The 11,459-nt window shown below is 45.8% G+C and carries 14 protein-coding genes; all 14 read right to left on the reverse strand.

Translation table 11 applies throughout. The annotated features are described in order from the left end of the window. Positions 1-10 precede the first annotated feature (10 nt). Positions 11-481 (reverse strand): F0F1 ATP synthase subunit B, encoded by a 471-nt coding sequence (gene atpF, locus R7P72_RS18985; protein WP_005378929.1) that lies wholly within the window; start codon positions 479-481, stop codon positions 11-13. 74 nt (positions 482-555) lie between these two features. Further along, positions 556-810 carry a F0F1 ATP synthase subunit C gene (gene atpE / locus R7P72_RS18990; protein ID WP_002540812.1) on the reverse strand — a complete coding sequence of 85 codons (255 nt, stop codon included), beginning with the start codon at positions 808-810 and terminating at the stop codon, positions 556-558. A gap of 57 nt (positions 811-867) precedes the next feature. Further along, positions 868-1,680: a F0F1 ATP synthase subunit A gene (atpB, locus tag R7P72_RS18995; protein ID WP_005378922.1), complete on the reverse strand. Its 813-nt coding sequence runs from the start codon at positions 1,678-1,680 to the stop codon at positions 868-870. 8 nt (positions 1,681-1,688) lie between these two features. Continuing rightward, positions 1,689-2,078, reverse strand: a complete 390-nt coding sequence (locus R7P72_RS19000; RefSeq protein ID WP_005378921.1) for a F0F1 ATP synthase subunit I — start codon at positions 2,076-2,078, stop codon at positions 1,689-1,691. Positions 2,079-2,267: 189 nt separating this feature from the next. Beyond that, positions 2,268-3,149 carry a ParB/RepB/Spo0J family partition protein gene (locus R7P72_RS19005; RefSeq protein WP_017821562.1) on the reverse strand — a complete coding sequence of 294 codons (882 nt, stop codon included), beginning with the start codon at positions 3,147-3,149 and terminating at the stop codon, positions 2,268-2,270. A 24-nt stretch (positions 3,150-3,173) separates the two neighbouring features. Continuing rightward, positions 3,174-3,947, reverse strand: a complete 774-nt coding sequence (locus R7P72_RS19010) for a ParA family protein (RefSeq protein WP_005383838.1) — start codon at positions 3,945-3,947, stop codon at positions 3,174-3,176. 10 nt (positions 3,948-3,957) lie between these two features. After that, a complete protein-coding gene (gene rsmG / locus R7P72_RS19015; RefSeq protein ID WP_005378902.1) occupies positions 3,958-4,593 on the reverse strand; it encodes a 16S rRNA (guanine(527)-N(7))-methyltransferase RsmG in 636 nt (211 codons plus the stop codon). Then, positions 4,593-6,488 carry a tRNA uridine-5-carboxymethylaminomethyl(34) synthesis enzyme MnmG gene (gene mnmG / locus R7P72_RS19020; RefSeq protein WP_005378901.1) on the reverse strand — a complete coding sequence of 632 codons (1,896 nt, stop codon included), beginning with the start codon at positions 6,486-6,488 and terminating at the stop codon, positions 4,593-4,595. The genes rsmG and mnmG overlap by 1 nt, the downstream gene beginning before the upstream one ends. A gap of 477 nt (positions 6,489-6,965) precedes the next feature. Then, the gene (gene mioC, locus R7P72_RS19025) at positions 6,966-7,400 is read right to left on the reverse strand and encodes an FMN-binding protein MioC (protein ID WP_005378900.1); all 435 of its coding nucleotides are present in this window, start codon (positions 7,398-7,400) and stop codon (positions 6,966-6,968) included. Between the two features lie 100 nt (positions 7,401-7,500). Beyond that, positions 7,501-8,862 (reverse strand): tRNA uridine-5-carboxymethylaminomethyl(34) synthesis GTPase MnmE, encoded by a 1,362-nt coding sequence (gene mnmE, locus R7P72_RS19030; RefSeq protein ID WP_005383836.1) that lies wholly within the window; start codon positions 8,860-8,862, stop codon positions 7,501-7,503. Between the two features lie 130 nt (positions 8,863-8,992). Further along, positions 8,993-10,615: a membrane protein insertase YidC gene (gene yidC / locus R7P72_RS19035; RefSeq protein WP_171343338.1), complete on the reverse strand. Its 1,623-nt coding sequence runs from the start codon at positions 10,613-10,615 to the stop codon at positions 8,993-8,995. A gap of 2 nt (positions 10,616-10,617) precedes the next feature. After that, positions 10,618-10,875, reverse strand: coding sequence for a membrane protein insertion efficiency factor YidD (yidD, locus tag R7P72_RS19040; RefSeq protein WP_005378822.1), 258 nt, complete (start codon positions 10,873-10,875; stop codon positions 10,618-10,620). Next, positions 10,842-11,165 (reverse strand): ribonuclease P protein component, encoded by a 324-nt coding sequence (rnpA, locus tag R7P72_RS19045; RefSeq protein ID WP_005394102.1) that lies wholly within the window; start codon positions 11,163-11,165, stop codon positions 10,842-10,844. Before rnpA ends, yidD begins: the two co-directional genes overlap by 34 nt. Positions 11,166-11,211: 46 nt before the next feature. Further along, positions 11,212-11,346: a 50S ribosomal protein L34 gene (gene rpmH, locus R7P72_RS19050; protein ID WP_005378825.1), complete on the reverse strand. Its 135-nt coding sequence runs from the start codon at positions 11,344-11,346 to the stop codon at positions 11,212-11,214. Positions 11,347-11,459: the final 113 nt, after the last annotated feature.

Raw genomic sequence — 11,459 nt, forward strand, 5'->3', positions numbered from 1 at the left:
GCCCCCAGACTTAAAGTTTTGCAGTAATGTTGTCGAGAATATCTTTTTGCGCATCTTTATCGATAGAACGCTCAAGGATTTTCTCAGCACCAGCTACAGCCAGAGTAGCAACTTGTTTGCGCAGCTCATCGCGTGCACGATTGCGTTCAGCTTCAAGTTCTGCTTCTGCTTGCGCTAGGATTTTCTGGCGTTCTGCCTGAGCTTCCTCGCGAGCTTCATCAAGAATTTGAGACTTACGCTTGTTCGCTTGTTCGATGATCTCAGTTGCTGTGCGCTTCGCTTCTTTCAATTGATCAGAAGCGTTGGCTTGTGCTAGATCCAAGTCTTTCGCAGCACGTTCTGCTGCTTGAAGACCATCAGCAATTTTCTTCTGACGCTCTTCGATCGCTTGCATCAATGGTGGCCATACATACTTCATGCAGAACCACACAAATAGTGCGAACGAGATTGCTTGACCTAGCAGAGTTGCGTTTATGTTCACAACAGCTACCCCTCTATTTGGACTTAGTGTTAATCAGTGACAAGCGATAATCGCCCGTCCCGAGTTAAAGGTGATTAACCTAGTTGACCAACGAATGGGTTTGCGAAAGTGAATAGTAGCGCGATTACGATACCGATCATTGGAACCGCATCAAGTAGACCCGCGATGATGAACATCTTAACTTGTAGCATAGGAGCCATTTCTGGTTGACGTGCAGCACCTTCTAGGAATTTACCACCTAGCAGTGCGAAACCAATCGCTGTACCAAGAGAAGCAAGACCGACGATAATACCTACGGCGATTGCAGAAAAGCTCAGTAAAGTTTCCATTACTATCTCCAATTTATAGTTGTTGGCTTAGTGCCCAAATAAAAAGCTTTAAAAAAATTAATGATCAGGATCTTCGTGTGCCATTGACAGGTAAACAATTGTCAACATCATGAATACGAAGGCTTGAATCGTAATAACCAATATATGGAAGATTGCCCACGGTAGTGAACCCATCCATTGTAAGTACCATGGTAGCATTGCCGCACAAAGAATGAATACAACCTCACCCGCAAACATGTTACCGAATAGACGCATACCAAGTGATAGAGGTTTCGCTAATAGCGATACCACTTCAATTAGTAGGTTAAACGGAATCATCAGTGGGTGATTGAATGGATGTAGTGCAAGTTCTTTTGCGAATCCACCTAGACCTTTTACTTTGATGCTGTAGTAAATCATCAATGCAAAAACGCCTAGAGCCATAGCCATGGTGATATTCACATCAGCAGACGGTACAACCTTAAGGTAAGGAATACCTAGCCAATGCTCTGCTGGGTATGGTAAGAAGTCGATAGGAACTAAGTCCATCACGTTCATCAAAAATACCCAACAAAAGATAGTCAGTGCTAAAGGCGCGATCAGTGGGTTGCGTCCATGGAACGTGTCTTTGACGTTATCGGCGACAAATTCAACGATCATTTCTACAGCACACTGAAGCTTACCCGGTACACCCGCTGTTGTTCTCTTTGCTACTTTGTAAAAAATTCCGAGGAAGATTAAACCAGTAAACCAAGAAAAAAACAGGCTATCGATATGTACGTTCCAGAAACTTGTCTCCGACCCTACTAAACCCAACTTGTATAGCGATAGGTTAGAAAGGTGGTGGGCAATGTAACCGGACGATGTTAGCGCTTCACCTGGCGCAGCCATAACTCATCCTATTTTTTGTTGTTAATGAATAGCACTGGTGCACAGATATTAATACCTAGTACCAGCAAATAGGTTAGTTTGAGGGGAACAAGTTCCACCTGCATATACATGTAGGCAACATAGAACAGTGCAACCGTGATGAGAATTTTCAGTACTTCACCCGTATAGAAGGAAGCAGCGATGCGCTTGGCAGCGCGAGCTCCACTAAACATGAAAGCACACAGCGCGAATACTGCATTGGCAACAACAAAAATGCCTCCGCCAATCAGCGCTGAAAATCCCCAGTCAGGATTTATGGCTACCGCCATTCCTGCTGCCACAAAAATAACCGCGCCAGACTGGATCATTAACAATTGCCTTGCGAGCTCTCGTCCTGGTCTAGCTAACGCAGCTACCATGTATTCGTACCTCTAGTAATATCCACTTCGCACTTAACTCTCTGTGCTGGGAAATTGGCGAAAATTATACGTTCAGTTCAACGTAAAGCAATTCGATTGCATCAAAAACTTACAGTTTTGTTTACAAAACGACAACTTTCGCACAAAATTCGATTAATTAGATTAATTGACCTAAATCAATTATCTCATCTAGGCCTCAAGCTTGGCAATTAGTTGGTCCAATTTGTGAGGCTCATCAAGACTTATCGTCAATTTCGCTTTTCCGTTTGCAGAACGGGTAAGAGAAACTTTTGCATCAAGCAGCTGACTCAATTTATGCGACATTTGCTCGGCTTCGGTATCCTCTTGTTGCCCTTTTTGCTCATTTTGTGGGGCTAAGCACTTTTTTACTAACTGTTCGGTTTGGCGAACAGTCATTTGCTTCTTAGCCACTTGTTGAGCTACTTCGACTTGCTGTTCGCCTTCTAACGCTAACAGAGCTCGAGCATGACCCATTTCCAATTTTTTATCTGCAACCAGACCTTTTACATCAACTTCCAACTGATTCAGACGTAATAGGTTACTCACCGTCGTTCTTGATTTACCAATCACATCGGCCACTTGCTGATGTGTCAGCGTGAATTCATCTTGTAGACGCTCAAGCGCTTGGGCTTCCTCAATCACATTCAAGTCTTCACGTTGAATGTTTTCAATCAACGCCATGGCGATGGCGGCACGATCTTCAACTTTTTTCACCAAACACGGCACGCGTTTTAAACCCGCCTGCCTTGCAGCACGCCAGCGGCGTTCACCTGCGATGATCTCAAACTGACCACTTTCGACCTGGCGAACCACGATTGGTTGAATAATGCCTTGTGATTGAATCGAAGCCGCTAGTTCTTCTAGCGCTTCAGGCGCCATATCTTTACGCGGTTGGTATACGCCCGGCTGCAATTGACCAATCGCTAAATCGGTTAACTCACCGTCTGCCGATAATTCTTGGCTATGCGATGCAATATGCTGTTTTTCACGAGCAAACGAACTGGTCGACAATAACGCATCCAGTCCTTTTCCGAGACCACGCTTAGACATGGGATTGAATTCCTTAGGTTAGAGTTAAACTGGGATTTCTTCGCGGCGGAGCATTTCGCCCGCTAGAGCAAGATACGCTTTGGCACCTGCGGAGTACTTATCGTAGTACATTGCAGGCTTACCGTGACTTGGTGCTTCAGCCAAACGAACATTACGCGGAATGACAGTACGGTAAACTTTATTCCCAAAGTGTTTTTTAAGTTGATCGGATACTTCATTCGATAAGCGGTTGCGTGGGTCGTACATGGTACGCAATAAACCTTCGATTTTGAGGTTTTCATTCACAACAGCCGCTAACTTGCTGATTGTATCCATAAGAGCAGTTAAACCTTCTAACGCAAAGTATTCACATTGCATCGGCACCAGCACAGAGTCAGCTGCCGCCATCGCATTGATTGTAAGAAGGTTTAGAGAAGGAGGACAATCAATAAAGATGAAATCATAGTTATCGCGAACTGACGACAATGCATTTTTTAGACGCACTTCACGAGCGAAAACTTCCATCAATTTGATTTCTGCCGCGGTTACGTCTCCGTTCGCCGCGATCAAATCATACTTCCCTGTTGTTTGGGTACAAACGACTTGATCGAACGGTGTATCTTCGACCAAAAGATCGTATGCGGTGGCGTCAACCATATACTTATCCACGCCACTGGCCATCGTAGCATTACCTTGCGGGTCGAGATCGATCACCAAAACCTTGCGCTTTGTTGCCGCCATCGAAGCCGCTAAGTTAATGCACGTTGTTGTTTTGCCGACCCCACCTTTCTGGTTGGCGATTGCTACAATTTTACCCACGATTACCTCGCTAATTTTCCTTGCGCGATAAGATTACTAGATGACGATCACCTTCCAACTCAGGAACAGCCAAAGATATGATCTCTGTCACACTGCACCATTCAGGAAGCTGATCCATTTCATCTTTAGGGTGCTGTCCTTTCAGCGCTAGAAACACCCCGTGCTCTTGTTTCGGCAAATGGTGGCACCATTCCACCATGTCTGTCATTGAAGCAAAAGCTCGACTCAAAACGCCATCAAATTTTTCTTCAGGCTGGAATTCTTCGACGCGACTTTGAATTGGTGTCACGTTTTTCAGCCCTAATGTGTGCACGACTTGCTTGATAAAACGGATGCGTTTGCCAAGACTGTCGAGCAAAAAGAAGGTTTTCTCAGGGTTCATGATTGCCAAAGGGATGCCCGGTAACCCCGGACCAGTACCAACATCAATGAAGCGCTCACCGGGCAGGTGTGCGCTTACAACGATACTATCAAGAATATGTTTCACTAACATATCAAGCGGATCACGTACCGATGTTAAATTGTACGCTTTGTTCCATTTGTCGAGCAGTTCGACATAACCAACTAACTGCTCTCGTTGCTGTTCTGACACTTCCAAATCGGTTTTCGCGATCAGTGAATCCAGCTTTGTTCGCAATGCGCTCATTATTCTTCCTCACCTTTCTTCAGCAAACCATGCTTTTTCAAGTGAACAAGTAGAATAGAAATTGCAGCAGGCGTAATACCAGAAATGCGTGATGCAATACCGATGCTCTCTGGTTTGGCCTCGCTCAGTTTAGCAACGACTTCGTTTGATAAACCTTTTACATCGCGGTAATCCAAATCAGCAGGTAACTTGGTATTTTCGTGACGCAGTGATTTTTCGATCTCTTCCTGCTGACGCTTGATGTAACCATCGTATTTCACTTGAATTTCAACTTGCTCAGCCGCTTGCTGATCTTCAAGAGCAGGAGCAAACGCTTCAAGTTGCGTCAGTTGCGAATAAGTGATCTCTGGACGACGCAGAAGATCCTCACCACTCGCTTCACGGGCCATTGGGGTTTTCAGCAGCTTGTTCAACTCATCAACACCCTCTGACTTCGGATTCATCCACGTTGCTTTCAAACGCTGACGCTCCGTTTCCATATTGTTGATTTTCTCGTTAAAGCGAGCCCAACGAACATCATCAATCAAGCCTAGCTCGCGCGCTTTTTCCGTTAAACGTAAATCGGCGTTATCTTCACGAAGTAGCAGGCGGTATTCCGCACGAGAAGTGAACATGCGGTACGGCTCTTTGGTACCCATGGTCGATAAGTCATCAATCAACACGCCCATGTAAGCTTGGTCACGACGTGGGCTCCAGCCTTCTTTGTCTTGGCTAAACAAGCTTGCGTTTAGGCCCGCCATCAAGCCTTGCGCTGCGGCTTCTTCGTAGCCAGTCGTACCATTAATCTGGCCAGCAAAGAACAAACCATGGATGAACTTCGTCTCGTACGTTTGCTTCAAATCACGTGGATCGAAGAAATCGTATTCAATCGCATAACCTGGGCGAACGATGTGTGCATTTTCAAACCCTTTCATTGAGCGCACGATTTGTACTTGCACATCAAATGGCAAGCTGGTCGAGATACCATTAGGGTATAACTCGTGCGTGGTTAGGCCTTCTGGCTCAATGAAGATTTGGTGGCTGTTTTTGTCAGCGAAACGCATCACTTTGTCTTCAATAGACGGACAGTAACGCGGACCAATACCTTCAATCACACCTGCGTACATTGGACTGCGATCCAAGTTACTACGGATCACATCGTGAGTTTGTTCATTGGTGTGGGTGATGAAACATGGAATCTGACGCGGATGCTGTTCACGTTTGCCCATGAACGAGAATACAGGCGTTGGGTTATCACCGTGCTGAGCTTCTAGCACTGAAAAATCAACAGTACGAGCATCAATGCGCGGTGGAGTACCTGTTTTTAAACGATCCACACGGAACGGCAGTTCACGCAGTCGATCCGCTAATGCGATCGATGGTGGATCCCCGGCACGACCACCAGACGAGCTTTCCATACCTATGTGGATCTTACCACCAAGGAAGGTACCCACGGTTAGCACAACGGCTTTCGCATGGAAGCGAAGTCCCATTTGAGTTACCACACCAACTGCGCGATCTTGTTCAACAATCAGATCATCAACTGATTGCTGGAACAACGTTAAGTTAGGCGCATTTTCTAATGCATTACGAACGTACGCTTTGTACAGAGCGCGATCGGCTTGAGCTCGAGTTGCTCGTACTGCAGGACCTTTGGAGGCATTTAGTGTACGAAACTGAATACCTGCATGGTCGATGGCTTCAGCCATCAAACCGCCCATAGCATCTACTTCTTTTACTAAGTGACCTTTACCAATACCACCGATCGCCGGATTACAAGACATCTGGCCTAATGTATCGATGTTATGGGTAAGGAGAAGCGTTTTTTGTCCTGTGCGTGCAGATGCGAGCGCGGCTTCCGTTCCTGCGTGTCCGCCACCGACAACAATGACGTCAAAGTTTTCGTGATAAAGCATGAACTGACCTCAGGTATTCAAAGGGATTTAATGGACAGATAAAGGAGCCGTATTTTACCTGCTTTATGCCAGAGAGAAAAACGTTTTCTCGTTTTATCCGTTTTAAGCTTCAAGATAAATATATATAAGATCTATATATATGATCTTTTATTAGATCTACTATTAGGATCGACCGTTTCTGTGGATAACCTAAAAATGATCAACAAGATCATGGATCTTCTTTGGATCATATCTTGTGATCATGATTGGATCAGATCGAGGATTACCTGGGATCAAAAGTGGTGGTTATACACAGGGGGTGAAATTGATCAAAGTTGTTATTGGGATAACTAAAGGAAAATCACTGGATCTTATTGTAGTTATCCACAGTCTGTTTGATTGGTTTTTGAGCGGTTAAACAAAATAATTTGGTGGGAGTTATTCACATGGGAGAAAACAGAGCCGAATTTCGACTCTGTTGAAGGGAAAGTCGTGAGTTTAAAAACGTTCGATATTCTCTTTTAACCACATTTCTGCGGCGTCTTCTGGCACATCATGGCTCAGTACATCGATTTTAAAGCAATCTGCGAGAGGGGTTGCACCAATATCCTCTAATAAATCATAAGCGTGTTGACCAGCGGCACAGAACGTATCGTAGCTAGAGTCACCAATCGCAATCACCGCAAATTTTACATCAGTCATTTTTGGCGGTGTATTTTGTAATGCTGCGATAAAAGGTTGGATATTATCAGGATACTCACCAGCTCCATGTGTAGAGGTGATCACCAACCACGTACCTTGATTTTCGATATCACTGAGGGAAGGCTGGTTGTGGATCGTTGTTTCAAATCCATTCTCGTTGAGTAGATCACTCAGGTGATCCCCTACGTATTCTGCGCCACCTAACGTGCTGCCTGTAATAATGTGGATCATACTTCTTCCTTATTGAATGCGACGGCTAAAGCTCATGGATGGCTTGCCGTACAAAAAGAAACGCGGTGTGAGTTAAGCTCAGCACCGCGCGTTCGATTATTTACTTCCCGATACAGAATGAAGAGAAGATTCGTCCCAGTAAGTCGTCAGAACTGAACTCACCGGTAATCTCATTGAGATGTTGTTGGGTGATGCGTAGCTCTTCAGCCAATATTTCACCTGCCATATAGCCTTCAAGCTGCTCCTGGCCTATTTGAAGGTGCTGTGCGGCACGTTCTAATGCATCGAGATGACGACGACGAGCCATAAAACCACCTTCACTGTTGCCAGAGAAGCCCATACACTCCTTGAGATGATCGCGCAGAGCTTCAACCCCTGCACCAGTCTTCGCTGACAAACGGATAAGAGTAGGGTTATTGACGTGGCAGATCCCCATATCTTCACCCGTTTGATCCGCTTTATTACGGATCACAGTTATGCCAATGTTGTCTGGTAGGCGATCCACAAAATCTGGCCAGATATCTTTCGGATCGGTGGCATCGGTTGTTGTGCCATCTACCATGAACAACACGCGGTCTGCTTGGGCTATTTCATCCCACGCACGTTCGATACCGATTTTCTCTACTTCATCGGAAGCATCACGCAAACCTGCTGTATCAATGATGTGTAGTGGCATGCCATCAATATGGATGTGCTCACGCAGTACATCACGCGTGGTTCCTGCGATGTCGGTTACGATTGCAGACTCTTTACCCGATAGTGCGTTCAGCAGGCTTGATTTGCCCGCATTTGGACGACCCGCAATCACGACTTTCATCCCTTCACGCATAATAGCGCCTTGGTTAGCTTCTTTGCGCACCGCATCTAGGTTGTCGATGATGGCTTGTAGGTCACCAGCCACTTTACCGTCGGCCAAAAAGTCGATCTCTTCTTCAGGGAAGTCGATGGCTGCTTCAACATAGATACGCAAATGAATCAGCGACTCAACTAAGGTATTAATGCGGCCTGAAAATGCGCCCTGTAAGGATTGCAGTGCCGATTTTGCTGCTTCTTCAGAACTGGCATCAATGAGGTCTGCGATCGCCTCGGCTTGAGCGAGGTCGAGTTTATCGTTCAGAAATGCGCGTTCAGAGAACTCACCAGGGCGAGCAGCTCGAATACCATCTATACCTAGAATGCGTTTTATCAGCATATCCATCACGACAGGGCCGCCATGGCCTTGCAGCTCAAGTACGTCTTCACCTGTAAATGAGTGTGGGTTAGGGAAGTACAGTGCGATGCCCTGATCAAGCACAGTGCCATCTTCTGACTTAAACGGCAGGTACTCTGCGTAGCGGGGCTTTAGTGTTTTGCCAGTGACTTCTAACGCCACTTGGTTGGCTTTAGGGCCAGAAACACGAATAATACCGACACCGCCACGACCAGGCGCGGTCGCTTGAGCGACAATCGTATCTGTAGTCATAATTTTGCCTTTTGAGCTGGGCTATAGGGAAGATACCTAGGGAGCCATTACAATTAATTAGCTGAATTGTAATCAGCCAAAAACAAAAAGGCGACCTTTTGGCCGCCTTTCTCAATCATTTCCTAAAAGGTTACTTGCTGTGTAAGCCTTTTTTCTCTAATCCTTTGTAGATCAGAGTTTGCTGGATAAGCGTTACGATGTTCGACACCAACCAGTACAGAACGAGACCTGATGGGAAGAACAAGAAGAAGAAGGTAAACATAACCGGCATAAAGGTCATGATCTTCTGCTGCATTGGATCCGTTACCGTTGTCGGGCTCATCTTCTGGATTAGGAACATTGACGCACCCATCAGTAGAGGCAGGATGTAGTAAGGGTCCTGCGCTGAAAGGTCATGAATCCAACCGAAGAATGGAGAGTGACGTAGCTCAACCGATTCCATTAGTGCCCAGTAAAGCGCGATGAAGATAGGCATCTGTAGGATAAGAGGTAAACAACCACCTAGTGGGTTCACTTTCTCTTTCTTGTACAGTTCCATCATTTCTTGGCTCATGCGCTGACGGTCATCACCGATACGCTCACGCATTGCTTGCAGCTTAGGCTGAAGCATACGCATTTTCGCCATAGACGTGTATTGCGCTTTTGTTAGTGGGTACATTGCACCACGAACGATGAAGGTCAGGCAGATGATTGCCACACCCCAGTTACCAACAAAGCTCTGGATGAATGAAAGCAACATATGAAGAGGCTTCGCAATGAACCATAACCAGCCGTAGTCCACTACTAGGTCTAGGTTAGGTGCCACTTCTGCCATTTCATCTTGCAGTTTTGGACCAACCCAAAGTGTTGCTTCAAACTTAGCTTGATCGCCTGTTGCGATAGTTTTGTTCGGCATACGAACGCCGATGTCGCCTAGGTTGCCAATTACACGAGTGTATAGGTTAGTACCTGGTTCGTTACGTGGGATCCAAGCTGCGGCAAAGTAGTGCTGAATCATTGCTGCCCAACCTTGGCCATCGGCTAGGTTAAGAGACAGGTTGCGATCCTGCATATCATCAAAGCTGTACTTCTTGTAACGCGTATCTTCTGTTGAGTATGCGCCACCACGGTAAGTAGGCATTGTGATGCTACCACCATCGTCCATTAGGTTTTGACGTAGGTGAGCGTACATACCAAATGTTGCGTTGTTGCCTGAGTTGTTCACTACATCGTATTCAACATTAAGCGCGTAGCTGCCGCGTTTAAAGATGTAAGTTTTGGTGTATTCGATGCCGTTTGCAGTGAATGTCATCGGAACGCGAAGTTCATCTTGACCGTCAGCCATTGTGAATCTGTCTGCACTTACGTTGTAGTGAGGGCGATTTGTGCTGCTCAAGTCGATACCTTGAGGACCCACTAGACCGCTTTGAGCGATAAATTGGTGACCTTGAGCGTCTTTAAGCAGAACAAAGGAATCTGATGAATCTAACTCAGCAGAGTATTCGTTAAGGTTGGCATGTACCACATCGCCACCAACGGTGTCGATCGACAGAGTTAAAACATCAGTCGTTACTGTGATAGTTTTTGCAGAAGCTTGCTGTTGACCAGGAACTGGGTCAAGTTCATCAGCAAAAGATGGTGCAGGTAGAGTGCTGCTTGATTGAGCCTGTTCAACTGCTTGAGGTTCTGGATTCTTTGCAACTTGCCATTGTTGAAACAGCAAAAAAGAAACCAGGGCCAAACCGATGAGCAGGATATTACGTTGAGAATCCATCGTTAGTTATCTCTGTCTTGTTTTTGGACTGGTGGAACGGGGTCATACCCCCCTTCATTCAAAGGGTGGCATTTTAATAGACGTTTGCCTGATAACCAACATCCTTTTACAAAACCGTGAGCTCTCAAAGCTTCTAGCGCGTAAGTGGAACAGGTTGGTGTGAACCGGCAACGAGGACCAATCAAAGGGCTGATAAACCAGCGATACAGATAAACGAGCCCAATGGCTATCCACGTGAAGGGCGAGACAGGCGTTGCCATAGCTTATCAAACAACTTAAAAATTTCCTCATTGCTTAAATCTTGCGCGCTTTTCTTTGCAATCACAACAAAATCTTTGTTTGGAAGCTGATGTTGATTGTTACGAAAGCTTTCACGAGCCAAACGCTTAAATCGGTTACGACCGACAGCCGTTTTGATTTGCTTTTTGGGAACCGCTAAACCTAATCGTGGGTGAGAAAGTTTGTTATTGCGAGCAATGATGGTGAAATGAGGCGAGCCAGCTCGATGAGCTTGCTGGAAGACGTTTTGATAATGCTCGGGAGTTAACAAACGTAACTCCCGATTAAACGCGTACGTGTTCAAAATAAACTAGCGATTATTTTGATAGGCGCGCACGGCCTTTTGCACGACGTGCGTTGATAACTTTACGACCGTTCTTAGTTGCCATGCGAGCACGGAAGCCGTGAGTACGCTTGCGCTTTAGAACTGTAGGTTGAAAAGTGCGTTTCATGATAATTACCTTTACTGATCAGTAGTTTTAGGTTCTTGTTAAACCCGGCGTGGGTATTTGCTTTCTTATATAAAGAAGCTCTTTATATAGAGAAGGACAACCGACGCCTCTCA

The sequence above is a fragment of the Vibrio sp. Vb0888 genome (assembly GCF_033338835.1).
In the GTDB taxonomy this organism is placed as follows: Bacteria; Pseudomonadota; Gammaproteobacteria; order Enterobacterales; family Vibrionaceae; genus Vibrio; species Vibrio alginolyticus.

Coding starts and splice junctions, on each gene's coding strand:
- atpE (WP_002540812.1), bottom strand. CDS start 810: ATGGAAACTTTACTGAGCTTTTCTGCAATCGCCGTAGGTATTATCGTC.
- atpB (WP_005378922.1), bottom strand. CDS start 1,680: ATGGCTGCGCCAGGTGAAGCGCTAACATCGTCCGGTTACATTGCCCAC.
- R7P72_RS19000 (WP_005378921.1), bottom strand. CDS start 2,078: ATGGTAGCTGCGTTAGCTAGACCAGGACGAGAGCTCGCAAGGCAATTG.
- R7P72_RS19005 (WP_017821562.1), bottom strand. CDS start 3,149: ATGTCTAAGCGTGGTCTCGGAAAAGGACTGGATGCGTTATTGTCGACC.
- rsmG (WP_005378902.1), bottom strand. CDS start 4,593: ATGAGCGCATTGCGAACAAAGCTGGATTCACTGATCGCGAAAACCGAT.
- mnmG (WP_005378901.1), bottom strand. CDS start 6,488: ATGCTTTATCACGAAAACTTTGACGTCATTGTTGTCGGTGGCGGACAC.
- mioC (WP_005378900.1), bottom strand. CDS start 7,400: ATGATCCACATTATTACAGGCAGCACGTTAGGTGGCGCAGAATACGTA.
- mnmE (WP_005383836.1), bottom strand. CDS start 8,862: ATGACTACAGATACGATTGTCGCTCAAGCGACCGCGCCTGGTCGTGGC.
- yidC (WP_171343338.1), bottom strand. CDS start 10,615: ATGGATTCTCAACGTAATATCCTGCTCATCGGTTTGGCCCTGGTTTCT.
- yidD (WP_005378822.1), bottom strand. CDS start 10,875: ATGGCAACGCCTGTCTCGCCCTTCACGTGGATAGCCATTGGGCTCGTT.
- rpmH (WP_005378825.1), bottom strand. CDS start 11,346: ATGAAACGCACTTTTCAACCTACAGTTCTAAAGCGCAAGCGTACTCAC.